Origin of the sequence: Rubrobacter aplysinae (assembly GCF_001029505.1) — a bacterium.
GTDB lineage: Bacteria > Actinomycetota > Rubrobacteria > Rubrobacterales > Rubrobacteraceae > Rubrobacter_A > Rubrobacter_A aplysinae.
In genome coordinates, this window is record NZ_LEKH01000013.1 from 1 (window position 1) to 24,212 (window position 24,212).

General features: G+C 67.0%; 27 protein-coding genes and 1 tRNA gene. 11 read left to right on the forward strand and 17 right to left on the reverse strand.

The features are described from left to right. Positions 1-341 (forward strand): undecaprenyl-diphosphate phosphatase (locus tag ABD53_RS12055; protein WP_047866065.1); only part of this gene is annotated, 341 nt, incomplete at its 5' end. 170 nt (positions 342-511) lie between these two features. Next, positions 512-1,069, forward strand: a complete 558-nt coding sequence (idi, locus tag ABD53_RS12060; protein ID WP_047866066.1) for an isopentenyl-diphosphate Delta-isomerase — start codon at positions 512-514, stop codon at positions 1,067-1,069. A gap of 35 nt (positions 1,070-1,104) precedes the next feature. Here idi and ABD53_RS17025 read toward each other — a convergent pair whose 3' ends face one another. The 10 genes from ABD53_RS17025 to ABD53_RS12100 all read right to left on the reverse strand — a co-directional run bounded on the left by ABD53_RS17025 (position 1,105) and on the right by ABD53_RS12100 (position 7,411). Beyond that, positions 1,105-1,296 (reverse strand): P-loop NTPase family protein, encoded by a 192-nt coding sequence (locus ABD53_RS17025; RefSeq protein ID WP_152670759.1) that lies wholly within the window; start codon positions 1,294-1,296, stop codon positions 1,105-1,107. A gap of 125 nt (positions 1,297-1,421) precedes the next feature. Then, on the reverse strand, positions 1,422-2,243 hold the full coding sequence (locus ABD53_RS12065) for a hypothetical protein (RefSeq protein ID WP_047866067.1): 822 nt from the start codon (positions 2,241-2,243) through the stop codon (positions 1,422-1,424). A 1-nt stretch (position 2,244) separates the two neighbouring features. Continuing rightward, positions 2,245-2,673, reverse strand: a complete 429-nt coding sequence (locus ABD53_RS12070) for a hypothetical protein (RefSeq protein ID WP_047866068.1) — start codon at positions 2,671-2,673, stop codon at positions 2,245-2,247. Further along, complete coding sequence (locus tag ABD53_RS18025; RefSeq protein WP_407690113.1) at positions 2,615-2,749, reverse strand: DUF2256 domain-containing protein; 135 nt, start codon at positions 2,747-2,749, stop codon at positions 2,615-2,617. Before ABD53_RS18025 ends, ABD53_RS12070 begins: the two co-directional genes overlap by 59 nt. A 55-nt stretch (positions 2,750-2,804) precedes the next feature. Beyond that, entirely contained in the window at positions 2,805-3,233 is a 429-nt protein-coding gene (locus ABD53_RS12075) for a single-stranded DNA-binding protein (RefSeq protein ID WP_047866069.1), read from the reverse strand. Positions 3,234-3,336: 103 nt separating this feature from the next. Next, positions 3,337-4,251 carry a ComEC/Rec2 family competence protein gene (locus tag ABD53_RS12080; RefSeq protein WP_053058016.1) on the reverse strand — a complete coding sequence of 305 codons (915 nt, stop codon included), beginning with the start codon at positions 4,249-4,251 and terminating at the stop codon, positions 3,337-3,339. Between the two features lie 61 nt (positions 4,252-4,312). Further along, positions 4,313-5,134 (reverse strand): hypothetical protein, encoded by an 822-nt coding sequence (locus tag ABD53_RS17740; protein ID WP_053058017.1) that lies wholly within the window; start codon positions 5,132-5,134, stop codon positions 4,313-4,315. Positions 5,135-5,175: 41 nt separating this feature from the next. Then, the gene (locus ABD53_RS12090; protein WP_084709617.1) at positions 5,176-6,090 is read right to left on the reverse strand and encodes an ATP-binding protein; all 915 of its coding nucleotides are present in this window, start codon (positions 6,088-6,090) and stop codon (positions 5,176-5,178) included. After that, positions 6,026-6,904, reverse strand: coding sequence for a DnaD domain-containing protein (locus ABD53_RS12095; protein WP_047866070.1), 879 nt, complete (start codon positions 6,902-6,904; stop codon positions 6,026-6,028). The genes ABD53_RS12090 and ABD53_RS12095 overlap by 65 nt, the downstream gene beginning before the upstream one ends. A 114-nt stretch (positions 6,905-7,018) precedes the next feature. After that, entirely contained in the window at positions 7,019-7,411 is a 393-nt protein-coding gene (locus ABD53_RS12100) for a hypothetical protein (protein WP_047866071.1), read from the reverse strand. A 156-nt stretch (positions 7,412-7,567) separates the two neighbouring features. Here ABD53_RS12100 and ABD53_RS12105 point away from each other — a divergent pair, with 156 nt between their 5' ends. The 3 genes from ABD53_RS12105 (at position 7,568) to ABD53_RS12115 (ending at position 10,933) form a co-directional block, all read left to right on the forward strand. After that, on the forward strand, positions 7,568-9,028 hold the full coding sequence (locus ABD53_RS12105; protein WP_084709618.1) for a circularly permuted type 2 ATP-grasp protein: 1,461 nt from the start codon (positions 7,568-7,570) through the stop codon (positions 9,026-9,028). Between the two features lie 23 nt (positions 9,029-9,051). Then, a complete protein-coding gene (locus ABD53_RS12110) occupies positions 9,052-10,032 on the forward strand; it encodes a hypothetical protein (protein ID WP_047866073.1) in 981 nt (326 codons plus the stop codon). A 157-nt stretch (positions 10,033-10,189) separates the two neighbouring features. Beyond that, on the forward strand, positions 10,190-10,933 hold the full coding sequence (locus tag ABD53_RS12115) for an SDR family NAD(P)-dependent oxidoreductase (protein ID WP_047866074.1): 744 nt from the start codon (positions 10,190-10,192) through the stop codon (positions 10,931-10,933). A 43-nt stretch (positions 10,934-10,976) separates the two neighbouring features. On the opposite strand, the gene ABD53_RS12120 is transcribed toward ABD53_RS12115, so the two are convergent. After that, positions 10,977-11,882, reverse strand: coding sequence for a DUF1385 domain-containing protein (locus ABD53_RS12120; RefSeq protein ID WP_047866075.1), 906 nt, complete (start codon positions 11,880-11,882; stop codon positions 10,977-10,979). A gap of 243 nt (positions 11,883-12,125) precedes the next feature. Here ABD53_RS12120 and ABD53_RS16075 point away from each other — a divergent pair, with 243 nt between their 5' ends. Then, the gene (locus tag ABD53_RS16075) at positions 12,126-13,250 is read left to right on the forward strand and encodes an AI-2E family transporter (protein WP_053058019.1); all 1,125 of its coding nucleotides are present in this window, start codon (positions 12,126-12,128) and stop codon (positions 13,248-13,250) included. Here ABD53_RS16075 and accC read toward each other — a convergent pair. Together accC and accB are read right to left on the reverse strand one after the other, a co-directional pair. Continuing rightward, complete coding sequence (accC, locus tag ABD53_RS12130) at positions 13,207-14,601, reverse strand: acetyl-CoA carboxylase biotin carboxylase subunit (RefSeq protein ID WP_047866076.1); 1,395 nt, start codon at positions 14,599-14,601, stop codon at positions 13,207-13,209. The genes ABD53_RS16075 and accC overlap by 44 nt on opposite strands. A gap of 61 nt (positions 14,602-14,662) precedes the next feature. Further along, a complete protein-coding gene (gene accB, locus ABD53_RS12135) occupies positions 14,663-15,271 on the reverse strand; it encodes an acetyl-CoA carboxylase biotin carboxyl carrier protein (RefSeq protein WP_200900377.1) in 609 nt (202 codons plus the stop codon). A 104-nt stretch (positions 15,272-15,375) separates the two neighbouring features. On the opposite strand from accB, the gene mutL reads away from it, so the two are divergent. Continuing rightward, a complete protein-coding gene (gene mutL / locus ABD53_RS12140) occupies positions 15,376-17,268 on the forward strand; it encodes a DNA mismatch repair endonuclease MutL (protein ID WP_047866077.1) in 1,893 nt (630 codons plus the stop codon). Between the two features lie 130 nt (positions 17,269-17,398). Here the strand turns inward: mutL and ABD53_RS17030 are convergent, their stop codons facing one another. Next, a complete protein-coding gene (locus ABD53_RS17030; RefSeq protein WP_152670761.1) occupies positions 17,399-18,103 on the reverse strand; it encodes a septal ring lytic transglycosylase RlpA family protein in 705 nt (234 codons plus the stop codon). A 612-nt stretch (positions 18,104-18,715) separates the two neighbouring features. Here ABD53_RS17030 and ABD53_RS12150 point away from each other — a divergent pair. Next, positions 18,716-19,849 carry a glutamate--cysteine ligase gene (locus tag ABD53_RS12150; RefSeq protein WP_053058020.1) on the forward strand — a complete coding sequence of 378 codons (1,134 nt, stop codon included), beginning with the start codon at positions 18,716-18,718 and terminating at the stop codon, positions 19,847-19,849. Here the strand turns inward: ABD53_RS12150 and ABD53_RS12155 are convergent. The 3 genes from ABD53_RS12155 to ABD53_RS12165 form a co-directional block, all read right to left on the reverse strand. Further along, the gene (locus tag ABD53_RS12155; protein ID WP_047866078.1) at positions 19,846-20,379 is read right to left on the reverse strand and encodes a GNAT family N-acetyltransferase; all 534 of its coding nucleotides are present in this window, start codon (positions 20,377-20,379) and stop codon (positions 19,846-19,848) included. The two genes, ABD53_RS12150 and ABD53_RS12155, sit on opposite strands and share 4 nt — an antisense overlap. Before the next feature lie 7 nt (positions 20,380-20,386). Next, positions 20,387-20,671 carry an Lrp/AsnC family transcriptional regulator gene (locus tag ABD53_RS12160; RefSeq protein WP_047866079.1) on the reverse strand — a complete coding sequence of 95 codons (285 nt, stop codon included), beginning with the start codon at positions 20,669-20,671 and terminating at the stop codon, positions 20,387-20,389. 42 nt (positions 20,672-20,713) lie between these two features. Continuing rightward, positions 20,714-20,797 (reverse strand) — tRNA-Leu (locus ABD53_RS12165). A gap of 139 nt (positions 20,798-20,936) precedes the next feature. Here ABD53_RS12165 and ABD53_RS16080 point away from each other — a divergent pair. From ABD53_RS16080 to ABD53_RS16085, 3 genes are read left to right on the forward strand one after another with little or no spacing between them, the layout of a single operon-like run. Then, complete coding sequence (locus ABD53_RS16080) at positions 20,937-22,634, forward strand: serine/threonine-protein kinase (RefSeq protein WP_160309689.1); 1,698 nt, start codon at positions 20,937-20,939, stop codon at positions 22,632-22,634. Between the two features lie 6 nt (positions 22,635-22,640). Beyond that, positions 22,641-23,666 carry an FhaA domain-containing protein gene (locus tag ABD53_RS12175; protein ID WP_047866080.1) on the forward strand — a complete coding sequence of 342 codons (1,026 nt, stop codon included), beginning with the start codon at positions 22,641-22,643 and terminating at the stop codon, positions 23,664-23,666. Between the two features lie 4 nt (positions 23,667-23,670). Beyond that, positions 23,671-24,201 carry an FHA domain-containing protein gene (locus ABD53_RS16085; protein WP_053058023.1) on the forward strand — a complete coding sequence of 177 codons (531 nt, stop codon included), beginning with the start codon at positions 23,671-23,673 and terminating at the stop codon, positions 24,199-24,201. The last annotated feature ends 11 nt before the right edge of the window (positions 24,202-24,212 follow it).

Genomic DNA, 24,212 nt, shown 5'->3' on the forward strand with positions numbered 1-24,212 from the left:
CGATCTCGCTGCTGTACGGCGTCTCCCGCTCCGGGGCGACGATAGCCTTCGGCCTCTTCGCGGGCCTCCGGCGCACGGAGGCGGCGCGGTTCTCGTTTCTCCTGAGCATCCCGATAACCGCCGGGGCGATCCTCTCGGAGTTGCCGGGGGTGGCGGGCGCGGGCCTGCCGGAAGGGGCCGCCGGGGCGTACCTGACGGGGCTCGTCTCCTCGGCGGTGACGGCGTACCTCTCGATCAAGCTCCTGCTGGCCTTCTTCGCGCGCTACAGCCTGAAACCTTTCGCCTACTACCTGATAGCGGCGGCGGCCCTGATCGGGCTCGCGCTCCTGCTCGGGCTCTGATCCCGGCTCCCTGGTTCCGGCTCTCCGGCTACGGGCCCCTAATTGTCTCTTATTACAGGAAAGAGGCTCCAGGCCTGACAGAATCTACTTATATAGAGTAGTAACAGACGTAGTAATACAAGAGCCGAGAAGAGCCGAGAAGAGCCGGGCGGAGCACGGAGGTGAGTCACATGATAACCAGTAACCCTAGACGGGCCGGACGGGCCGAAGAGGTGGTGCTGGTGGATGAGGGAGACCGTGAGCTGGGCCCCGCCGGGAAGCTCGCCGCGCACGAGGCCGGCGGCAGCCTCCACCGGGCCTTCTCGGTCTTCGTGTTCGACGCCGGGGGCAGGCTGCTACTTCAGCGGCGGGCGGAGGGCAAGTATCACTTCGGCGGGCTGTGGACCAACACCTGCTGCGGGCACCCGAGGCCCGGAGAGACGGTCGAGGCCGCAGCGGGCCGCAGGCTGTTCGAGGAGATGGGCCTGAGCCTCGAACTCACGCCGGTAACGAGCTTCGTGTACGAAGCCTCGGACCCGGAGAGCGGCCTGACCGAGCGCGAGTACGACCACGTCCTACGTGGTCTCTACGACGACCGCGTAGGCGTACCCGACCCGGATCCGGCAGAGGTCTCGGACTGGGCGTGGATCTCCCGAGAGGAGCTATCCAGGTACCTCGCCGAGAACCCGGGCACATTCACCCCCTGGTTCCCGCTGGCCGTGGCCCAACTCTATGGCGAGGGTATTTAACACAGAGAAGTCTGGTTAGCCCATTCTACCCGGCCCTAAGAGCGCCGGATGCGGGACCGCATTTCGCCGGGCTCGCGGGAGATGTCGTACCCGGTGGCCTCGGCTCGCTTGGCGCTCGAGGCGAGTAGGGTCACGGGCATCTTGACGGTTGCGGTCTTGCCCGCATCGTTCGGCCCGGGGCAACCGTAGGTCTTACCAGGAGCCACCGAGAGAGCAACGCAGGCCACAACACTTCTCGTCCGAGGCGGCGAACGAGTCCCCTCGGCCGGGATAGCGGCACCGACCGCCCCTCCCGCTACTCCGTGGCGGAGCCGTCTCCGGGCTTCTGGTCTCGGATATCCCGGTCCCGCGCTTACCGGACGGTCCCGGGCCTGCGGGTTTTCCTCCGGGTCTCGCGCGTCACGCTGATGAGAACCAGGATCACACAGACCGCCGTTACCGCCGCGGCCCCGGTGGTGAGGACAGAGTCTCCGTACCGTCCCACCATCACGGCGACGAGCGCCCACAGAAACGCGGCCGCGTAGGCCAGGTACCCGAGCCTCGGCCCGATACCGCCCGTTAGCAATACCCCGGATGCCACCAGCCCGCCCAGAAAGAGCAGCAGGCTGCCGAGGGCCGCCTCGAAGAGGCCGCCGTCCAGCACGCCAAGCCCGGCGAGCGTCGAGGCGAACCCCACGAGCGCGGCAGCGGTTACCCACCCGAAGAGAAGTCCTACGGTTGGCGCCACGAGAAGAGCGCCGGAGGGCGCGACGTTTGCGCGGGTGTCCGAGATCTGGCGCTGCACGATCAGATACGCCGCCCCGGAGGTCAGGAAAACTCCCAAGAGCACCACCTGCGCGGCAACGAGCAGCCGCGCGGGAAACAGGATCTCCCACAGCCCGTTCAACAAGAACGCGGCGGCGGTAAACCACCCGATGCGCCGCAGCAGCGGGTCCTCCCGTCTCGCGGGGAACGCCGCGTACACGGCGTAGAGTAGTGAAAGCGCGAAGATCGGGGACCAGATCGCGAACGCGTAGCCCGCCGGCGTCGCGTAGGTTGCGTAATCGTCCGCGACCCGGCCCACGGCGGGCCCGGCGATGGCCGCAGCCACGATCTGGAACAGAGCGCCGGCCACGTTCGCCGCCTGCCGCACCACGTCGGAGGTTTGCCCGTCTCCCGGGCCTCGTCGCGCCACCCTAGGCTCCCCCGCCGCGCACGCGGCTCGTTTTTCGGGCCAGAGCCCTTTTCAGGAAGACTCCGACCATCTCGGGGGCCATCCGGACGCCGCCCCTGCCGGAGCCTGTGGCGGCCACTGCCCGCGCGTCGAGCAGGCCGGAGATCGGCCCGAGAAAGGTCCTGGTCATGGCCTCCGGGTCTCCATCCCGGGACTCGCCAGAGCCCACGGCTCCGGCAACGGTCTCGTGTGCCGAACCGGAGAGCGAGCAACAGCTTCCCTCGGCGAGCGCGACGTGGCCCGCCTCTCTTCGGGAGAGCATCACGGCGCGCATCTCGTTCATCGGACGCCCGAGCTCCTCCTGCACCAGCCGGCGCGCAGCCTCTCCGAGATTACCGGGCTCGCTCTCCAGAGCGGCGGATACGGCGGGCTTCGCGGCGGCAACGGTCACTGCAGTACACGACCGTCTCCCAGTCTCCGGCCCATTTCCTGCGCCAGGAGAAGGGGCGGCCGCACACGGGGCACACCTTGTCCGGCGGGTGCCCTTTTGCCGTGGTCCGGGCCTCCTTGTGTGAGTCAGGGCTAGAAAGGTATGTCGTCGAAGTCCTGCTCGTTGAACTCCACGTTATCCCGGGAGCCCTGGGACTGGCTCTGCTGGCCGCCCTGACCCCCGCCGGAGCCGTCTCCGCTGCCGTCGGAGCGGCCCAGGAACTGGATGTTGTCGGCTACCACGTCTACCTTGTTGCGCTTGGATCCGTCCTGGGCCTCCCAGGAGCGGAACTGGAGACGGCCTTCTATCAGGATGGGGTCGCCTTTTTTCTTGTAGTTGGCAATGGTCTCGCCGAGCTCGCGCCAGGCGCTGATGTCGAAGAAGTCGACCTCTTCGTTCTTGGAGCGTACCCGGTTTACCGCTATGCCGAAGCCGCAGACCGGCACGCCGTTGTTGGTGAACCGGAGCTCCGGGTCCCTGGTTAGGTTGCCCGCGAGTACCACCCTGTTAAAGCTGACCATGCCGCTCCTCCCGCGTCCGAGTGTTTCCGAGCTTAGTATTGTCAGTCTACAGAAACGACGGTGACTCACAAGGGTCAAGGACCCCGGCCGTGGATGGTACGGATCAACCATCCCCGGAGACGGCGACCTCGAGCTCACCCTCGTGCAGGGTGACTATCACGTCGCCCTGCTCGTCCGTGCGGAAAACCTCGGATCCGACCGTCCGCAGCCGGCGCAGGGTCTGGGGGGTGGGGTGGCCGTAGCCGTTATCCTCCCCCACGGAGATGACTGCTACCTGGGGCCGGAAGCGGCTCAGGAACAGCGGGGTGGTGCTGGTGCTGGAGCCGTGGTGGCCCACCTTCAAGACGGCGAGCGGTCCGGTTTCCGGGCCCTGACTCATGTACTCCTCGGCCCTGGCCTCTGCGTCCCCGGTCAGCAGGACCCTGCCCGTCTCCGGGTCCGGGCCGTGCTCTATTAGTGTGGCGACGGAGTTATCGTTGTCCTCGGAGAACCCGCCCTCGGGCGGCGAGAGCACCGTTATCTCGGAGGCTCCCCAGACGAGCTCGTCCCCCGCGCCGACCTCGGTGAGTTCCGCCTCTTCCTCCTCGACGGCCTCGAGGAATGCGGCCTCCAGGGAACCGCCCGGGGATCTGTCGGAGACGTAGACCTCTTGTACCGGCATCGCGCCGAGCACCTCGGGCACGCCACCGATGTGATCGGCGTCCGGGTGGGTCACCACGAGGCCGTCGAGCTCTTCCACCCCGCGGCTACGCAGGAAGTCGACCACCTCCGGCCCCTCCTCCGGACGTCCGGCGTCGATCAGAAAGCTCTCACCACCGCTCTGGACCAGCGTGGATCCACCCTGCCCGACGTCTATGAAGCTGAGTACCAGGGCCCCGGACGGCGGCGGCTCGGCGGTGGCCGGACCTACGGCAAGGGCGCCGCATCCCGACGGCAACCCCAGGAGCGTCACCATGAGGATAACGGCTGCAACTACGCGGGCCAGATGCCCGCGGCGGGCGTACGCGCCGTTGCTCACGGGCTCGCCGTCATCCCAGCGGCCCGGGAGACGCGGGACGCAAGGTCTTCTACCGAGCGTCCTACCGGCCGTCCGCCTCTTCCTTGGGGGTGAGGCGGTCTATCCACTGCTCGGCCTCGTCGCGGGTGAGCTCGGAGAGTGGCTTGCCTATCCTGCTCTCCAGACGCTCCACACCCTTCTCGCCCCGCCACTCCTCTGCGAGGGTCCTGATGAGGTCGATCTGGCTCTTAGGAGCCTTCGTGCCGCCGCGCTCCCGGGTCTGCCCACTGCTCTGGTCGCCGCCATCTTCGACGGGCCTCGGCCCCGGCTTCTCGGGGCTCTGCCCGGAGGTTCCGGCGTCAGAGGCGTCAGGGGCTCCGCCCTCCCCGGTACCCTTTGTGTTGGCGCCCCTCGTCTCCGCGCCTTTCGCCTCTCGCAGGTTTGGTGCCTGGTTGGACGCTTCCTTCTGGGCTCCAGCGTTTTTGGGACTCCTGGGATTCTGGTTATTCTGATGGCTCTGGGCGGGGGCGTCGTCGCCGTCTGAGAGCTCTTCGAGGGCGGTCGCGCCGACGTTTACCGCGTCGCGCAGGGCGCGGGCCTTGGCGCGGGTCTCGGCCATGCGGATGAGGTGCGGCACGATGTTGCGCGAGACGTTCTGCGGGCTGGCGTCGCCGATGCCGGAGAAGGTGCGGAGGCTCGAAGGCTCGCCGGAGCCCTTTCCGCTCTCGGACTCCTCTATCTGCACCGTGGCCTTGACCACCGCGACCTGGCCATTGGTCTCTTCGGGGACCTGGATCAACTCCGTGTCTATGCCGACGAGGCCGCGGCTGTGGGCCTCGTCCAGCAGGCCGGCGAACAGGACGTACTGCTTGCCCTGCCGGGTCATCATGAACTCTTCGCGCATCTAAATCCCCATCTCTTCTGTATCTCTGCTGTATCTCTGCTCTATCTCGTTCCGGAGCCGCGTCCGGCGTCCCGGGCCTGCGTCTCCCGGGAGGTCTTGCGGTAATCGTCACCTTCGAGCTCGACGCCGGTACACATCGAGAAGATGCGCGAGGCCGTGCGTTCGCCGAGCTGGGACGGCAGATCCTTTGGCCGGGTGTTAGAGGTTATGAGCGTCGGCAGCGTCTCCCGGTAGCGGTGGTTGATGATGACGAACAGCCGCTCCTGCACCCAGTGGGTCGCTTTCTCCGATCCGAGGTCGTCCAGTATGAGGAGGTCGGCGTTCTTGACCGCCTCCATCCACTCGTCCAGGTTCTTGGCCGGGTCGTTATAGGCCCCGCGCAGGTTGTCCAGAAGCTCGGGGACGGTCACGAAAAGCGCCGGGACACGCTCGCGCCGGATCAGGTCGTTCATCACCGCGACAGCCAGGTGGGTCTTGCCGGTCCCCACGCCGCCGCCGAAGTACAGGCCGTTCCCGTTCTCGCGGTTCTCTTCCCAGTTGTTCAGGTACTCCTCGACCTTCTCGACGGCCTTGGTGGCGCTGTGGCTGGTGAAGGGCTTGAAGTTACTTAAAGAGTAGCCGCGCATCCTCTTTGAGAGGCCGCTACGGTCCTGGAGGCTCTCGATCTTGGCCTCGCGGCGCATCTTCTCCCACTCGCGCTGCTCGTTCTTCTTCTCGCACTCGGGGGTGCAGGGCTGGTAGTCCCACTCGCCGGTCTTGCCGAACTTGCGCTGCAGCGCCGGGGGAAACTCCACCCACTGGGCCTCTAGCTCCCGGCCGCAGTGCGGGCAGACCTGATCGTCGAGTCGGAGAACGGGGCCGGACTTGCCACGGCCGCCGTAGCTATCCTGACTACTCCCCGAAGAACCACTCGTACCCTTCCTTGAATCCGGCAGCAGGCTGTCTATCCGTTCCATCGCTCACCTCCCTTCCTCTCTGCGGAGTATCGTAGCCTCCAGAGCCCCCAGAGCCCCCAGAACCACCCTCGGCGACGAGGCGGAGCTTGCGGTCCTGCTCGAAGAGCTCCACGTCCGCGACGGTCTTGACGCCACGCTCGACCCACCGCTCCAGGATGGATCGGACGTAGCCCATTTTGCGGGCGTCGCGCTCGGAGGCGATCCTGAGCGCCTCCCGCACCACGTCGGGCTCGACGCCGTCGCGGCCACAGTAGCCGTTTAGGAACTCCAGTATGTGTGGCGCGGGCAGGCTGCCCATGTAACGGAAGTAGTCGTCGGCGGAGACTCCCTCGGGCTCGGCCCTGACGATCTCGATCTCCCTGGCTCCCGGCGCGGCCTCGACTGCACCCGACTCCTCGGGTGCCTCCCGTTCCCTTAGTTCCTGTGGTTCCTGCGATTCTCTCGGCTCTTCTAGCTGTTCTAGCTGCTCTGCCTCCGGCGTCTCCTCGGCTTGCCGGGGTCCATCGGTCGCTCTCCGCGGGCTCCCGGAGCCGGGCGGCAGGGGGTGTACCTCGATCCAACCCTCGTGCCCGGTCGCAAAGCCGTTGTCGAGCAGCGTCTGGAGAGCGTCCCCGGCTCTCTCGGGCGTGGTGCGTAAAAGCTCCGCCATCTCCACCGTCTCGACCGACTCTATACCGGCGTCGGGCAGGGCGCGCAGGAGCTCGTACAGCGCCACGGCCTCCGCCCCCAGCCGCGGCATCCAGCGTATGTACAGCCGCGCCTTCTCGCCCCGCGCACGACGTTCATCCGGGGGTGTGAGCCGAACCCGCTCCATAGCACCCCAGTATAACCGTAGCGGCGGACGCTCTCTATGGGAGATTATCCCGGACGTCCCCGTCTTTCGTCAGGGTTATCAAGGTTTTGCTGGTTTTATTAGGTTTGTTCTCTATTAGGGTTGCTGGTCGCCCGGGGGGCCCTCGAAGAGGTTCTGCTTGCCCTCGGGCGCTCCGGGCACGATCCCCTGCGTGGCCGCCAGGCTCAGGAACGCGGCCAGCAGGCCGAGGACCGCGACCACGAGGCCAAGCCTCCGGGCGCCCATGAAGTAGCCGACCGCGCCGAGCGCGATCCCGATCACCCCGGGGGAGATGCTCGCGACCGATGCGTCCTGTCCCACGAACACTGAGATTATCCCCGCCACCACGACCAGAAGCCCTATAGACGCCGATACCCTGCCCAGCAAGAGCCTGAACTGCTGCCCGCCGCCCTCGGAGCCCGTCGGTGCCGCATCCCGGTCCCTGCGCTCTTTCTGGTTTTCCTGCTCCGAGTCTCGTTTCTCGCCCACTCTAGGCTCCTATCGAAGATGGTGGTCCTTGCGTAGTTTACGTCGTTTGCGCGGTGTGACGGTCGTGTAGGGGTCCTCGGGTAAAGCTCGTCTATCTACCGCTCTACCCGTTGCTATCCGTTGCTATCCGTAACGGCTCTGTATAATCCCGGTCCTATGAGTTCCACTGGTTATCCGAGGTTCGAACGCTCACTGTCGGCCACCAACGAGGTCTTTCTCCCAGATAATAACCCGCGCCCGGTGTACCGCGAGGTGCTCGCGGAGCTCGGGGGTCTGGGCCCCGGGAAATGGCGCGAGCGCCTGGACCTCGCCCACCGCCGGCTCCTGGATGAGCAGCACGCCTTCGGCCTCGCCGACGGCGACATGACCCACCCTACGGACTGGGTTCCGCGCATCATCCCGGCCGAGGACTGGGAGAGGCTCGAAAAGGGCGCCGCCCAGCGACTGCGCGCCATAAACGAGTTTCTGCGGCGGCTGGAGGCCGGGACCGAGGAGATAGTGCCACGGGAGGTACTCGAGACCAGTGTCCTCTATGACACCGGGACGCCGAACCGCTTCGGGCCGGTGCCGGTGCGTCAGATCTCCTTCGACATAGTCGCCGTCGAGGGCGAGAGGGATGAAAGCGGCATCGGCCCCCTGGAGTACCTCGTAATAGAGGAGAACGCGAAGATGCCCGTCGGGCTCGCCCCGATGACCCGCCGCCGCCAGATGACGCGGGACGTGTTCTTCCCCGAGGCCTACGAGAAGCTGCCGGTGCGCTCGCTGGACGGCTGGCTCGCCCGCCTCGGCGACGCCCTGCGCGCCGCCGCCCCACAAGGTAGACCGGAAGAGGCGACGCTCGCGGTGGTTTCCGGCGGGCCGGAGGATCAGTTCTACCTCGACCACCACATCTACGCCGCCGAGATGGGCGCGATTCTGGCCGAGCCGGGGGACCTCGACTTCGACGAGGCCGGGTATCTCGTGCAGCGCGCCACGGGCCGACGGATAGACGTGATCTACGAGCGCGTGGACGAGGACCGGCTCTACTCCGAGCTGCCGCGCCTGCTGAAGAGTCACCTCGAAGGCAAGGTCCACGTGCTCTTCGCCCCGAACTCAGAGGTAATAGACGACAAGGGCGTCTACCCCTTCGTGCCCGAGATGATCCGGCGCTACCTCGGCGAGGAACCGATAATCGGGAACGCCAGGACCTACTCGCTCGCCGTGGAGTCGGACCGCGAGTACGTCATGGACCATTTCGACGAGCTCGTGATAAAGAGCCGCGGAGGCTACGGCGGCAAGGACGTCCTTATAGGACCCTCGGAGCCGCCGGAGACGATACAGAAGTTCCGCCGCCAGGTGGAGGAGAACCCGGTCGAGTACATCGCCCAGGAGCTAATAGACTTCTCGACCCACGTCCTCTGCGAGCCGGGTGATTCGGAAGGTTCGGACAAGGCCGGCCCAGAGCTGCGCGACTCCCACGCGGACTACCGGCTGCTCGGGCTCGCCCCGGACCCGGAGGACCCGTCGGTTGTGGAGGTCGTGCCGGGCTCGCTCTCGCGGGTGGCGGCACCCGGCAAGTACATAGTGAACATCTCCAGCGGCGGCAAGATGAAGGACACCTGGGTGCTCGAAAGGTGAAACAGGAGTAGAGTGTAGGGGCGATGGACTACGGTGCCCTGATCGGTGACTCGCTCCGCCTGACGCTGCGTAACCGCTATCTGTGGTTTTTCGGCTTTTTCGCGGGCGGCACGGGGACGAACCTCGTCTTCCAGGTACCCTCTAACCTCTCCGACTTGCAGAACATGCCGGACGGTCTGGATAGCCTGGACCCTACTCCCGCCCTCGTCTCCCCGGCGCTCCTGCTGCAGACGGGCCCGGGGGGCGTAAACGTGGCGCTGGTGGCCGCGCTGGCGCTGCTGGTTATATTGCTGGTGTTGGCGTTTATCGCGCTCTCCCTGATCTCGCACGCTGGGCTGGTGCGGGGCGCGGCGGCCATCGAGCGTGACGAGGTCTCCGGGGGTAGCCGGTTCGCCGCCACGTGGCGCTCGGGCGTGAACGGCATGTGGCGGGTGCTCGGCTTAGTCGTGCTGCTCTTTCTGCTCGGTCTCGGCATCCTGCTGGCGGCCGGGGTTCCGGCCGGGGTTTGCATCGGCCTCGTCTTCTTGCTCACGCAGTCGGTGGCGGCGCGGGTGGTGGTCACGGTGCTGGTCTCGCTGGTCGTGATGATCCTGCTGGTCGCCATCTTTATCCCGCTCGTCATTATCGGTCAGCTCGCCCTGCGCCGGACCCTCCTCGCCGGAGACGGCATAACGGGCTGCATCGGCGGCGGGTACGGGGTGTTCCGGCGCAACCTGGGCCGCAGCCTCCTGGTGTGGCTCATACAGATCGTGGTCGCGTTCGGCCTCGGCATAGCCCTGCTGATAGCGGCCATTATCGTGGGCGTCGTGCTGTTCTTGCCGACGATGATCCTGGCGTTCGCCGGGCTCACCACCGCCGCCGTCGTCACCGGCGCGGTCGCGGGCTTCCTGCTGCTCGCGCTCTTCATAGTCGCCTCGGGCGCTCTGGGCACCTTCGGCTCGGCCTACTGGACCCTCGCATATCTACGGCTCGAAGCGGCGGAAGCGCACAGCGGAAGCGCATAGCGGCGGGGCCATGGCAGCCTCCTGAGTCTCCCGAGTCTTCTGAACCCCTCGAAGCCGGCAGGGTGGTACAGGATGGTATATTCAGCCGGCCGCAAGATTCCGACGAGGGTCGCGGAAAGTAACCAAAAGTAACAGAGAGTAATGAGGAGAGCCTATTATGGCGAAGCTTGACGGCAAGGTAGCGGTGATCACGGGCGCGTCGAGCGGCATCGGCGAGGCCACGGCGGAGGCGCTCGCCGCCGAGGGAGCGAGCGTGGCGGTCGCGGCCCGCCGCAAGGACCGGCTGGAGAGCCTGTCGCAGCGCATCGAGGGTAACGGCGGTCGGGTGCTCACGGTGGAGTGCGACGTCACCGACGAGGGGCAGGCGCACGACCTGATCCGGCAGGTAGAGCGGGAGCTTGGCCGGGTGGACATCCTGGTAAACAACGCGGGCGTGATGCTGCTCTCCCGGATAGACAAGAGCCTCTCGGACGAGTGGCGTCAGATGTTCGACGTGAACGTGCTCGGCCTCCTGTACGCCACCGACGCCGCCCTGGAGGTGATGAAGCGCCAGCAGAGTGGCCACATCGTGAACATCTCCAGCGTGGCGGGCAGGGTCACCAACCCGAGCAGCGGCGTCTACTCCGGCACCAAGTTCGCCGTCAACGCCATAAGCGACGGGCTGCGCAAGGAGAACGTGGACGATCATCTGCGCGTTACGGTAATAGAGCCCGGCGCGGTCGCCACCGAGCTAACCGAGCACATCTCCGACGACGAGGCGAAGGACGCCATAGAGGGCATGGTCAACCGGATGGACCCGCTACAGAGCGAGGACGTCGCGAACGCCATCGCCTACGCCGTCACCCAGCCGGCCCGGGTAAACGTGGACGAGATCCTCATAAAGCCGACGGATCAGGCATAGAAAGGACTCCGGGGTCGCCCGCTTCTAGCTAAACCGTGGGTAGCTAGAAGCGGGCCGGGATCTGGAGGGTCTTGCCGATCTCGCCGTTCATCTCTCCGGCTTCGGCCTTTACGAGCCTCTGGAGGGACTCCACCGCGACCTCTAGCTCGGCCCGGCGGGGCTCGGAGGTCGTGAAGTAACGCTGCAGGAAGTTTCCGGCGGCTATGGAGGCTCTGGTGTCACCGAGGACGTACCAGGCCTCGGAGATCAGGACGAACTGCAGCACGGCGTACGGCGGCCAGCTAATCACGGGGGCCAGCAGCGAGGCCAGGATTATGTAGATCAGGATATTCGTGCCGCAGCGGGGGTGGATGCGGCCGCTGCGCTTCGCGCCCGGCAAGGTCACCTCGCCGTCGCGCTCGTAGGCGGCGACCGCCTTGTGCTCGGCGCCGTGATAGCGGCCTATGGCGGTGAACTTCATGCCCGCGAAGAGCAGCAGTAGCAGCGGCAGCACGGGGAATGTGGCGAACAGGTTGAGGGCGTCCCCGAAAAGGCCGTCCCCACCGACCCTCCCGCCGAACTCCAGCAGGAGCGTAAAGAGCCACAGCACGAGCAGTGTCAGCAGGAGCGCGATCACCCCGCGCACGGAGCCCACCAGCTGCAGGAGCAGCCGGCCCCAGAAAAAGCCGGATCTCACCAAAGGCCACCGGGAGACGCGCCGCACCAGCGGGGAGCGCGGAGGCCCGGAGCGGGAGTGGTCTATGCGGAGCTCGATCTCGCTCCCGCGACGGTCGGCGACGCTCATGTAACCCGGGCCGAAGAAGTCTATCCCGTGCAGGCGGGCCATGCCTCCGAAGGCCAGCGGCTCCCAGTCTCCGCCCCGGTTATCCCGGGACTCGCCGCCCTCCGGCTCTCCCGTTGCTCCAGAGGCCCTGGACTTCCTCGATGACCGCTCACCCGCGCGGGCCAAGTGCTCTCCTTCTTCTTTGTGGAAGGTTGCTCTACGTCCTGCTCTACCGTACTGCTCTGCGCCTCCGGGTCCGGGCCCGGACAGGGCTAAACGATAGCACGGGATAGCGCGACACCGCGTCCTGGACCTCTTCCGCCCCTACCGTGCCGCTCCAGAGGACCGGGCTTGGGTAGAATATACCCTTGCCACCGCACTTCGGACCCGAGACATCAGGGAGGGACCGTGCAGGAGCCGGCCAGAGGCTTGAAGAACAGGACCGTGTACCTGGCCGTAGCGCTGGCGTTCGCGCTCGCGGTTTTCTCGTACTTCGTGTACGAGATCCGCACCATAGTCCTCGTCCTGCTGCTGACGATGCTGTTCTCGATAATAATCAGCGGGCCGGTAGACTACCTGGCCCACCGGGGCCTGCCGCGCGGTCTAGGCATCCTCGTCGTGCTCGGCGTCCTGGCGGGCGTTTTCTGGCTCGGCGGAGTCGCCGTCGCGCCGGTAGTGGAGCGGCAGGCCCGGGAGCTCGTCCAGAACTTTCCGGCGCTGCTGTCCCAGGCCGAGGGCTTCGCAAACCGGGTGCAAAACTTCTTCGGGGTGGACCTCGGGGGTTTTCTACAGCCGCAACGCCTCTCGGAGACGATCTCCGGCGCGCTCTCCGGCGACACGTTCAACGTGGTGGCGAACATCGGCGGCTCCATAGCCAACGGCCTCTCGCTGGCGCTGGTGGCGCTCATAGGCACTATCTACCTCGTTATACGCCCCGCGCCGCTGGTAAACGGGTTCGTCTCGTTCTTCCCGGCGGAGCGCCGGCCCCGGGTGCGGGAGATCCTGACCAAACTCTACGGCACGGTGCAGCGGTGGTTCCTGGGCCAGTTGACCACGATGGTGCTTATAGGGGTGCTCTCCGCGATCGCTTTTTCCATTATCGGGGTGCCCTTCGCGGTTCTTCTGGGGGTCTTCGGCGGGCTCGTCGCCTTCGTGCCTTTCATAGGTCCGACCATCGCCGTCATACCGGCGATACTCCTGGCCCTGAGCGAGAGCCCGGTGCAGGCGATCTGGGTGCTCGTCGCCTACCTGGCGATACAGGCCGTGGAGTCCAACGTGATACAGCCCATAGTGATGAGTCAGGCGGTCGAGCTCCACCCGGCGGTCGTGGTCTTCGGCCTTCTCATAATGGGCACCCTGTTCGGCTTCGTCGGCCTGCTCTTGGCCGTGCCGCTGGTGGCGGCGATACAGGTGCTAACGCGGGAGCTGTGGGTAAAGCGGATGGACCGGATAGGCACCGACCCGGCTCCCCCCGCCCCCAGGGCCAAACCAAGACACCCGACCAAACGCTTCAGCCGGGCTTGGAGAGCCTTAAAAGGCCTCTTTCGCTCGTAAGCTCCCGGTCGGAGAGAAAGCTCGTGGTCACGCCGCCGCGCCGAAACTCCGCATCCTCCAGGATAGCCAGGTGCAGCGGCAGCGTCGTCTCCAGCCCGGCGACGGCGAACTCGTCCAGGGCCCGCGCCCCGCGCTTTACCGCCGCCTCCCGGCTCGCGGCGTGGACCACGAGCTTCGCCAGTAGCGAGTCGTAGTGCGGCGTGACCTTGTAGCCCGGATACAGATGAGAGTCCACCCGCACCCCGGGGCCGCCCGGCGGGTTGTAGAACTCCACGGGGCCGGTCTGGGGCAGGAAGTTTCTGCGGGGGTCCTCGGCGTTGATCCTGAACTCCATGGCGTGGCCCTCTGAGACGACCTTCCTCCTCTCCGAGAGCCTCTCACCGGCGGCGACCCGGATCTGCTCGGCCACGAGATCCACGCCCGTAACCATCTCCGTGACCGGATGCTCGACCTGCAAGCGCGTGTTCATCTCTATGAAGTAGTACTCGCCGCCCGAGTACACGAACTCCACCGTCCCCGCGCCCTCGTAGCCCAAAGAGTCCACGAGCCGGGCGCTGGCCTCCATCATGCCGCTGCGCGCCTCCTCCGGCAGGCCGGGGGCGGGAGACTCCTCGACGAGCTTCTGGTAGCGGCGCTGCACGGAGCAGTCGCGCTCGGGGAAGGCGGCGGAGTTGCCGTGGGAGTCAGCGAGCACCTGCACCTCGACGTGGCGCAGGCTCTCGAGGTACTTCTCGACGTACACCGACCCGTCGTCGAAGCTCGCCCCGGCCTCCCGGCTCGCCGCGGCGTGGGCGTCGGCGACCTCGGCCTCGCGGTAGACGACCCGCATCCCCTTGCCCCCGCCCCCGGCGCTGGCCTTTATGACCAGCGGGTAGCCGACCTCCGCCCCGACGCGCTTTATCTCGGCCGCGTCGTTACACAGGCCCTCGGAGCCGGGGGTTATGGGCACTCCGGCCGCGCTCGCCACGGAGCGGGCGGTCGCCTTGTCCCCCATGCGCGAGATCGTCTCCGAGGAAGGCCCGATAAACTTTATGTTGCAGGACTCGCAGATCTCGGCGAACCGGGCGTTCTCCGAGAGAAACCCGTAGCCGGGGTGTATCGCGTCCGCCCCGGTGAGCTCCGCGGCGGAGATGATCGCCGGTATGTTCAGGTAGCTAGCCCGCGCCAGCGCCGGCCCGACACACACGGCCTCGTCGGCCAGCAGCCGGTGCAGCGAGTCGGCGTCGGCGGTGGAGTAGACGGCGACGGAGGGTATCCCGAGCTCGCGGCAGGCCCGGATGACGCGCAGCGCGATCTCACCCCTGTTCGCGACGAGCACCTTGCTGATGCCGCCCTCGCGGGACCCGGCCATTAGCGTCTCACCGGCCCGATTCCGCCCTCACCCGGGACCTTCCAGCCCCTCACTCAGATCCTCACTCGGAGTCGGGCTGCAGCGCGAAGAGCGGCTGATCGTACTGCACACCTCCGGTGTTCTCGGCCAGCACCTCCACGACCTCACCGGAGACGTCGGCCGGGATCTCGTTCATCAGCTTCATCGCCTCGACGATGCACAGGGTCTGTCCCTCGCGCACCCTGTCGCCGACCTGCACGTAATCGTCCTCACCGGGGGCGGGGGCCCGGTAGAAGGTCCCCACCAGCGGCGAGCGCACCTCGTGCAGCCCGTCCTGCCCGGCGGCCTCCTCCGTCTCCGCCGGGGCCGGCTCTGGGGCGGCAGTCCGAGCGGCGGGCTGCGCGGGCGGGCCGCCCTCCGGTATCGCGGTCTCCCGGGCGCGAACCGTCACCTCCAGCTCACCCTGACGGACCCGGATCTCACCCACCCCGCTCTCCTGGACGAGCTCGACCAGCCGGCCGACCTCTTCCAGCGGGAGCGCGCTCTCCGGCCCCGGATCTCCGGCATTCTCTCCGGAGGAGCCGCCGTTGCCCGCGTTGTTCACGTTGTCTACGTTATCTACGTTGTTCATGCCGCGCGCCCCGATGCGGGCCCGGCGGTCTCGTGTATCTCGCTCTGCATAGCCCGGCATTGTACACCCACTCTCGCGGCTCGTGGGGGCCGCTGTAAAAGAGGGGCGCCGGGGCGGATGCGCCCTGTGGAACGCGCCGGGCCGCGTGTAGAATCTCTGCGAATATGGCGGACTCTGCGAGCCAAACCACGAACGTCCGGGTCCTCGACCCCCGCGTTGCCCAGCAGGTGGCGGCGGACGAGGTCGTTGACCGTCCGGCCTCGGTGGTAAAGGAGCTCGTCGAGAACGCCCTGGACGCCGGGGCCACGCGGGTAGAGGTGGAGCTCGGCGACGGCGGGACCTCCCACATCCTGGTGCGCGACGACGGCTCCGGCATGAGCGCCGAGGATGCCCGCGCCTCCGTGCTGCGCCACGCCACGAGCAAGATCCAGAATCTCGAAGACCTCGAAGCCGTTACCACGCTGGGCTTTCGCGGCGAGGCCCTGCCATCCATAGCCAGCGTCTCGGCCTTCCGGCTCACGACCTCCACGGGCGAGGGAACCGCGACGAAGGTCACCGTGGACGGCGGCGGACCGGCGGAGGTAACGGGGGCGGCACACCCGAAGGGCACCACCGTCCTCGCCGACCGCCTGCTCTACAACGTCCCGGCCCGCCGGGCGTTCCTGAAGGGCACCCGCGCCGAGCGAGCCGCCATCATAGAGGCCGTTACCCACCTGGCCGTCGCCCATCCGGAGGTGGCGTTCCGGCTTTCGGAGAAGGGCCGGGACTACCTATCCCTCCCGGAGGCCGGGGAGCTACCCGTGAGGCTGGCCCAGATCCACGGCGTCGCAAAGGCCCGGGCCATGCGCGAGGTCCACTACGAGTCCGGGGCCTTCGAGGTGACCGGCTACGCGGCCCTGCCCTCCGTAACAGAGGGCAGCCGCTCGGCCCAGACGGTCGCGGTGAACGGCCGCTGGGTGCGCGGCGAGAGCCTGCAGCGCGGCCTGGACGACGCCTACCGGGCGACGGTGCCCGGCGGACGCTACCCGCCGGTGGCGATCCAGGTCACGGTGGACCCCCGCCGGGTGGACGTGAACGTCCACCCCACCAAGCAGGTGGTCCGCTTCTCCGAAGAGCGTGCCGCCCGGGACGCGGTGGCCGCCGCCGTCCGCGACGCCATAGAGTGGCACCCGGCCGCGCCGGCCACCACGCCGAGCCACCCCGAGCCCCGCTTCCAGCAGGACCGTATCGGGCCCCCGGAGGGTAAAGCGCCCCGCGTCGCGGAGCGCGGAGCAGATTACGGCGCCCAGACCCAGCCGGCAGAGCGCCCGCAGCGGGACCTTGCGGCTTTCCGAGAGAGGATCTCGGACGCCTCCACCCCGCTTTCGGAGCTTTCACGCTCTTCGGAGCCCGGGGCGCGAGAGCCGGAGGCCGGACACGCCGGCGGGCTGCCCGAGCGGGGCGCGTTGCCGCCGCTCGAAGGGTCGCGCGTGATCGGCCAGCTCGCCGCAGGCTACATCCTGCTCGAAGAGCCCGCGGCCCTGTGGATCGTGGACCAGCACGTGGCCCACGAACGCGTCCTGCTCGACCGCCTGAACGACGCCGGCAGCCGGGAAGCCCCGGACCCGGCGGACCCAGACTCGACAGGCCCGGCGACGATGCAGGGGCTCCTGATGCCACACGTCGTCGAGCTCTCGCCCGCCGAGGCGGAACTGGCCGTGGATCACCTCGAAGAGCTGGCCGTCTACGGCTTCGAGGCCGAGCCATTCGGCCCCCGCTCTTACCGCGTTACCGCGATAATCTCCACCCTGGCCGACGCCGACGTGTCCCACGCCTTCAAGGACGCGCTCGCAGCCGTCTCCGGCACCGGCTCCGGACGCCACCGCGAGGACCGCATCCTCGCCACCATCGCCTGCCACTCCGCCGTCAAGATGGGCGACCGGCTCTCACAGGAGGAGATGCAGCGGCTCATCCAGGACTGGCTCACCACCCGCCTCCCGGCTACCTGTCCCCACGGGCGCTCCATCTGCTACCGCACGGATCTCTCAGAGATCGCCCGCAAGCTCGATCGCCACTAGTCCACTGCGGGCGAGAAGGCGCCGGGCCCGGTGCCCGGATGGGACACGAAAGAGCGCGAGCCCGGCGTAGTGCCGACCCCGCGCTCTTCTGGGCGGCCCACTTTATGCGGGCCTCGCCATGATGGATCTACTAGATAAGGCCGGCCGCGGCGTTTGCCCGCTGCTGGGCGATCTCCATGGCCTGCTGATAGGCGGCCTGGTAGCCCTCGGGGCCAACCGGGACCACGACGTTCGAGATGAAGACGCCCGGGCTCTGCTCGAAGACGTTCACGTTGGTGGCCTCGGTGCTCTGCTCCACCTCTTGGCTCAGGTTCTGGACGTCGGAAGCCTGCGGCTGGGCGGCCTGCTGAGGCTCGGCGGCCTGCTGCGGCGCGGCCTCTTCCTGGGCCGGCTCCGGTGCGGGAGCGGGCTCCGGCGTCGGCTCCGGTGCGGGCTCGCTGGTCCCACCACCCTGGCCGAGGACGGTCGCGTCCACGGTGCCAACGCCGACGGCCTTCAGGCCGATGGCATCCGCCGCGGCGGAGGAAAGATCATACTCCGCACCGTTGGCGTACGGACCACGGTCGTTGATGGTGACGGTCGTGCAGCCGTTGAAGCAGACCTCGACCTGCGTGCCAAACGGCAGAGACTTGTGGGCGGCGGTCAGGGCGCCCGGGTTGAACGGCTCACCACTCGCGGTCGGGTTACCGGCGAAACCGGGACCATACCAACTCGCGGTGGTCGGCGCGGCCTCGGCTTTACCGGAAGAAACAACGGCGATGGCCAGCGCAATAAACAGCGCACCCACCATATACAACGCCTTCTTGGCGCGCACTCCTACTACTACGTTCGACATAAGCCCCCCTCCAGAAGCGGCTAACAATTAACAACGGGCAGAAAGTAACAGCACGCCACTGACTTTGCAATCCGATATTACGAAAATTTTACGATTTTGTTGAGATTTCTTTAAGATCAGGCCCTGAACCGCCCCCGAAAGGGTCTTCTAGGACCGTCCAGAAGTCAGGAGGCGACGAGCAGCTAACCATATGTAGCATACATTCCTCTAGCATTCATACTACATTCCGTGCCGCCCGACGGCGATCTTACAAGCCGACCCGGCATCTTGCGAGGTATTACAAGGTTGTGGCCCAGGGGAGCCTGCAACCTCTCTTTTGCGCCGGATTTTCGTGTGTCCCGGTACAATCTCCCGAGTGTAAGAGCCTGGGAGAGCCAATTGCAACGCCGCCGGGGCCTGTTCTGGCTCTAAAGTGTAACAACGGGTAAGATACCGGTCTGCATGTGTAGCACGGTTTACGAGAGCGGCGCTCCAGTGTCCCCTGTATCGCCCCGCGTGCAGACGCGGGGGTGCTCTTCCGGAGATTGGGATGATCCTGCACCGGGGATACAGGCGCTTGGAAGTTTGGAGTATTCTTGATGTTTCCGGGCGTAAACCGGGAGGGAGGGTGCCGTGCCGATACAGTTTAGGGGCGACTGGGAGAGCCGGGGCTACAGCCTGGGCGTCGAGGAGGAGCTGTGCCTCGTGGACGCCACGAGCGGCGAGCTGGTGCCCCGGATAGAAGAGGTGATGTCGCGGCTACCCGGGGAGCTTTCGGAAGCCGTCTCCTACGAGCTCTTCCAGTCGGTGCTGGAGACCAAGACCCCGGCCTGCGCCACGGTCGCGGAGACCGAGCGGCATCTCAGGAGCCTCAGGAACCGGGTGGGGTCGTGGACGGCGGCCTGCGGGGCCTCACTGGCCGCCGTCGGCACCCATCCCTTCTCCCGGTACGCGGAGCAGAAGATCACGGCCCAGGAACGTTACGAGTACGTTATCGAGACGCTGCGGTGGGTGGCAGAGCGGGAGGTGATCTTCGGCCAGCACGTACACGTCGCCGTGCCCGGTCCCGAGGAGGCCATACTCGCCCACAACCGGCTCTCGGAGCAGGCCCCGCTACTCCTGGCGCTCTCGGCAAACTCGCCGTTCTGGCAGGGGATGGACACGGGCTTCGAGTCCTCGCGGGTCAAGATCTTCGAGACCTTCCCCCGGGCGGGGCTGCCGCCGGCCTTCGGCTCCTATGAGGAGTTCGAAGGATACGTGGACCTCATGGTAGAGGCCGGGGCGATGGACGACTACACGTTCTGCTGGTGGGACATCCGGCCCCACCCGAAGATGGGGACCATAGAGCTGCGGATACTGGACGCCCAGACCAGCCTGACCGCCGCCAGCGCCCTGACCGCCCTTACCCAGTGCATGGTCGCCCGGGCGCTCGCCGAAGAAGGTCCCCTGGTCCCTTACGACCGCGAGCTCGCCCAAGAGAACAAGTGGCGTGCCTCCCGCCACGGCCTCGACGCCAGCTTCTTCGACGACAGGCGCCGGGAGAACGTCCCGGCCCGCGAGATGGCCCGGAACCTGGTCGAGGAGCTGCGCCCGGTCTCCCAGGACCTCGGCTGCGAGAACGAGCTGGGAGACGTGCTGGAGATAGTCGAAGGCGGCACCGGCAGCCAGCTGCAGCGCCAGGTCTACGGGCGGAGTGGGGAGCTCCTAGACGTGGTCGCCTACCTCATAGAGGGCACGCGCCCCGCCCTGGCCGGAGAGCCCGGCTAGACCTCCATATATTCCCAGTCCTCATAATCTATGGCGTACCACACCATGTCGTGGCCCCTGAAGCGGACCTCGCCCTGCAAACAGAGCCCAGACTTCTCCATGATCCGCCTGGAAGCCAGATTCTCCGGCTTTACGATACCGATTATCCGCTCTAGTCCTACCTCTCTGAAACCGTAACGGTAGGCCGCCGCCGCTCCCTCGGTCGCGAGCCCCCGACTCCAGTAAGCAGGGTCCAGCAGCCACCCAACCTCCGTCTTGTACTTCCCCTCGGGAAAGTCTTCGTAGTAGTTCAGGCCGATCCTGCCGATAAGCCCGCCGGTGGCCCTGTGCTCAACCGCCCACGGCCCGAATCCCCACTCCTCCCACCGGCGCGTGAAGCTCGCGATCTGCCCCGCGCTCTGCTCGCGAGTCAGTGGGCCGCCGTTACCGCCCAGCAGATACCGCATGGCCTCGGGATCGGCGCAGATACGGGCGTAAGGCTCAAGGTCCTCTTCCCGCCAGGGCCGCAGCCGGAGGCGAGGGGTCTCTATGGCGCGGCTATTCCTCCTCGAAGCCGAGCGACCACACCCGGTCGAGGTCGTAGTTGGAGTAACAGCGGAAGGCGACCATCGTCTCGGTACGGGAGACGCCGGGGACTTGGGCGAGCCTCTCGGGGACCACGTCGGCCAGCCGTTCGAAGTCCGTGAGCCGGACCATCGCCACCAGGTCGTGCGGCCCGGTCACAGAGTAGACCTCCGTTACACCCTCGACCTCCAGCATCGCCTGAGCGGTCTCCTGGACCCGCTCGGACTCGGTCGTTATCAGGACCACCGCCGTGACCAACCGTGCATCCTCCCGCTATCTTCCGTTAATCTCCCCGCGTCGTGGGCGAGGGGGGACTCGAACCCCCATGTCCTCTCGGACACTAGACCCTGAACCTAGCGCGTCTACCAATTCCGCCACTCGCCCGTGGCCCCGCGGATTGTACCAAGCCGGCCGAGGGATAACTAGCTCGTGGCGGGCCTCGGCAGCAGACCTCTGGTAACAAACGGGTAACAAAGTAACCATTTGCCGGAGATCGCCCGTAAAAGCCTATAAAATGCCATTCGTGGCCGAGACACGATACATCGAGGGCCAGGGCAGTTACGAGCTTCTGGAGATGATCGGGCGCGGCGGCTTCGCCAACGTGTGGCTCGCCCGCTCGCTGGGGCTCCCCGGAGGCTCTCCGGGCGGCGAGGACGTCGCGATCAAGATCATACCCGTCGGCAGCATGAAGGAGCGTTCGCGGGCGCTGCGGGAGGGCCAGATCGCGGAGGGCCTCAAGCACCCCAACATCGTCGAGCCGCTGGAAGTGATCGCCGCGGACTACGAGGTCTGCATAATCACGGAGTTCGTGGATGGGCTGCCGCTGGACGTGGCGGCCCGCAGCTACAGCCCGGAAGAGGTGGTGGACGCGCTGGCCCAGATCCTGGAGGCGCTCGACTACGCCCACGGCAAGGGGATAATCCACCGCGACATAAAGCCCCAGAACGCCCTGGTGGACGCCCACGGGCGGGTTAAGATCACGGACTTCGGCATCGCCTACCGGGCCGGGGACACGCGCCTGACCCAGATCGGCTACGCGGTCGGCACCCCGGGCTACATCGCCCCGGAGCTCGTGGAGGGCGGCGAGCCCACGGCGCTCTCGGACATCTACGCCGTCGGGGCGACCGCCCGGTCCATGCTCGCCCACCAGCCGGACGAGCCGCCGCCGGATATCCAGGAGTTCGTGAACCGCGCAACCTCCCCGAACCCGGCGCACCGTCCGCAGAGCGCCGAGGAGGCCCTGCGGCTGCTCACCGGCCAAAGTTTTACGAGATGGCCTCTCATGTCTCCGGAGAGCGGGAAGAGGGGGCTGCTCCGCAAGTTCCGCAGACCTCACAAACCCCGCAACCTCCGCAAAGCGCGCGAGGATGTCTTCACGGACTACGACACGGGAGAGCTGGAGCCCTATGAGGGTTACGAGCCTTACGGGCCGGACTGGCAGGTCCCCAAGCACTACGCGGAGTATGTATCACGCGGGATAAACGGCGTCGTGGCGGGGTGGCTCGGGTACCTCGGCGGCGAGGCGCTCCTGAGCGGCGGCGGGGCCCTCGTGGTCGCCGCGGGCTTCGGGCTCGCCGGGTATTTCCTACCCAGGCTCGGGGCGCTCGGCGTGATCGTGGCCCTGGCGGTCGCGCTTGCGCGGAGCGGGGCGGGCTTTGGTTTCGCCGCGCTGGTGCCGGCAATCGGGGTGATATGGATAGTCTTTGTCCAGGGGAGCATGCGGAGGCTGCCTCTGGGGCCGGTGCTGGCGATTCCGCTGGCTGCGGTCGGGCTCGGCGCCGGGCTGCCGTTGCTGCTCGGGGGTTTGATGCGGCCGCTGGGCGCGGCGGTTTCGGCGGCGGCCGGGGCGGCGACGCTGGCGGGCTACAGCCTGACCAGGGGCGCGGGCAGGCTGGATTACATAGGGATCAGCCTCGGGAAACTTCCGCAGGGGCTTGGCGCGACGCAGCTCGCGGGGCGCACGGAGTTTCTGCTGCTGCAGTACCCCGGTCTGTGGCTGCAGGCGGCGCTGTGGGCGGTAATGGCCGCGCTCGTCTCCGCGGGCGAGAGGCTCGGGCAGTGGCTCGTCGGGGTGATCCTGGCCGTGGCCACCGGAGCCGTGGGCTATGCGGCCTTCGTCTCGGCCTCCCCGGAATCGCTGACGAGGGCTATGGCTTCCATGGGGTTCGCGGCTATAATATATTCCGTAGTAAGGTACTTCGGGTCCGAGTCGAGAGGGTAGCGCTCTTTGGGGTTCTTCAAACAGATAGAGAAGGGCATGGAGTCCATGGTCGAGGGCGTCTTCGGCCGGGCCTTCCGCCGTCAGGTCCACCCCGTCGAGATAGCCAAGGGCCTCACCAAGCAGATGGACGAGGGGCGCATGATCAGCGTCTCCCGCACCTACGCGCCGAACGACTTTACCATCCACCTCTCGTACGAGGACCACGAGTCCATGCAGGCCTACGAACGCTCGTTGCGGGAAGAGCTGATCCAGTACGCCTCTACCCACGCCGAAAGCAAGAGCTACCACCTGATGACGCCCCCTAAAGTCCGCTTCGAGTCCGAGGAGACGCTCAAGTTCGGCGAGTTCGGCGTCACCGCGAAGCTGACGGGCGGCGAAGGCCCGCGCGACCGGGGAGCCCCCTCGGATACCTCGGGCCAGACGCGCATCTTCCGCACCGAAGCACCAGAAGAACCGGAGCCGGAAGGATCAGAGGAGCCCGAAGAGCCGGAGAAGCGGGCGGATCAGAGAGAGACCGAGTACGCCTCGGGTGCAGCCGGGGGGACCGCCTCTATCTCGGCGGAGCAGGCCCGCAGGGAGGGTCTTGCACGGGAGACGGTCACGGTCTCCACCGGGGACGAGACCTACACCCTGGAGGGCAGCGGGCCGTGGACCGTGGGCCGGGCCGAGGACAACGACATCGTCGTCCGGGACCCGAACGTCTCGCGCCGGCACGCCCGGCTGGAGCGCCAGGAGAACGGCTTCGCGGTCGAGGACCTCGGCTCCACCAACGGCACCCTGCTGGACGGAGCCCCGATAGGCCGCGAGCGGATAGACGACGGGGATGAGATCACCTTCGGCCACACCGCCACCACGTTCAACGTGCGCCGGAGCCAGCCCAGGGGCCGGGAGGCGGCTCATCCCGGCGGAGCCGGCGGCTCTGGTAGCTCCTCCGGGCCGGGTGGCATAACCTCGCGCTGGGACCGCGGTTCCTCGGGCTCATCAGGTTCCTCGGAGGCCTCCCGGGGACGCCGGGGGGCAGGAGGGGCCTAGACCCGTGGACATCCAGGTACCCCTGCTGGCCGCAAAGGCCCTGCTCCTGCTGCTTTTGTTCGCCTTCGTCTACGCCGTGGTGCGGCGGGGGGTCGGGGATCTCAAGAAGGTCTCCGAGGAGGATCTCCGCTCACCGGGCTCGGCGCGCTCCGTGGCCGCGCGCCGCAACGGCGGCAATGGTGGTAGCGGCGGTAATGGAGGCTACGGGGGCAACGGCAGGGCCCCCTCGAACGGTCCGGAGACCAGGCTGGTGGTAGAGAAATCCGAGGTGCTGGAGCCCAGGACCCGGTTCCACATAAAGGGCGGGATAACGGTCATAGGGCGCTCACCGGGCTCGGACATCGTCTTGAAGAGCGACGATTTCGCGTCGAGCAGTCACGCCAGGCTTACCCGACACGCCGGCCTTCTGTACGTGGAAGACGCGTACTCGACCAACGGCACCTACGTCAACGACGAGAAGATAGTCGGGGCCACGCCGCTACACCAGGGGGATGAGATCACCGTCGGCTCGACCACCTTCAGGTACGCGGAGTAGGCTTCCCTCTA

Excerpts from the sequence above, each read along its gene's own strand:
- ABD53_RS17740 (WP_053058017.1), bottom strand. The coding sequence starts at position 5,134 with ATGCGCGAAGAGTTCATGATGACCCGGCAGGGCAAGCAGTACGTCCTG.
- ABD53_RS12105 (WP_084709618.1), top strand. The coding sequence starts at position 7,568 with ATGAGTTCCACTGGTTATCCGAGGTTCGAACGCTCACTGTCGGCCACC.
- ABD53_RS12095 (WP_047866070.1), bottom strand. The coding sequence starts at position 6,904 with ATGGAGCGGGTTCGGCTCACACCCCCGGATGAACGTCGTGCGCGGGGC.
- idi (WP_047866066.1), top strand. The coding sequence starts at position 512 with ATGATAACCAGTAACCCTAGACGGGCCGGACGGGCCGAAGAGGTGGTG.
- accB (WP_200900377.1), bottom strand. The coding sequence starts at position 15,271 with ATGCCGGGCTATGCAGAGCGAGATACACGAGACCGCCGGGCCCGCATC.
- ABD53_RS12110 (WP_047866073.1), top strand. The coding sequence starts at position 9,052 with ATGGACTACGGTGCCCTGATCGGTGACTCGCTCCGCCTGACGCTGCGT.
- ABD53_RS12090 (WP_084709617.1), bottom strand. The coding sequence starts at position 6,090 with ATGGAACGGATAGACAGCCTGCTGCCGGATTCAAGGAAGGGTACGAGT.
- ABD53_RS12115 (WP_047866074.1), top strand. The coding sequence starts at position 10,190 with ATGGCGAAGCTTGACGGCAAGGTAGCGGTGATCACGGGCGCGTCGAGC.
- ABD53_RS12075 (WP_047866069.1), bottom strand. The coding sequence starts at position 3,233 with ATGGTCAGCTTTAACAGGGTGGTACTCGCGGGCAACCTAACCAGGGAC.
- ABD53_RS17030 (WP_152670761.1), bottom strand. The coding sequence starts at position 18,103 with ATGTCGAACGTAGTAGTAGGAGTGCGCGCCAAGAAGGCGTTGTATATG.
- mutL (WP_047866077.1), top strand. The coding sequence starts at position 15,376 with ATGGCGGACTCTGCGAGCCAAACCACGAACGTCCGGGTCCTCGACCCC.
- accC (WP_047866076.1), bottom strand. The coding sequence starts at position 14,601 with ATGGCCGGGTCCCGCGAGGGCGGCATCAGCAAGGTGCTCGTCGCGAAC.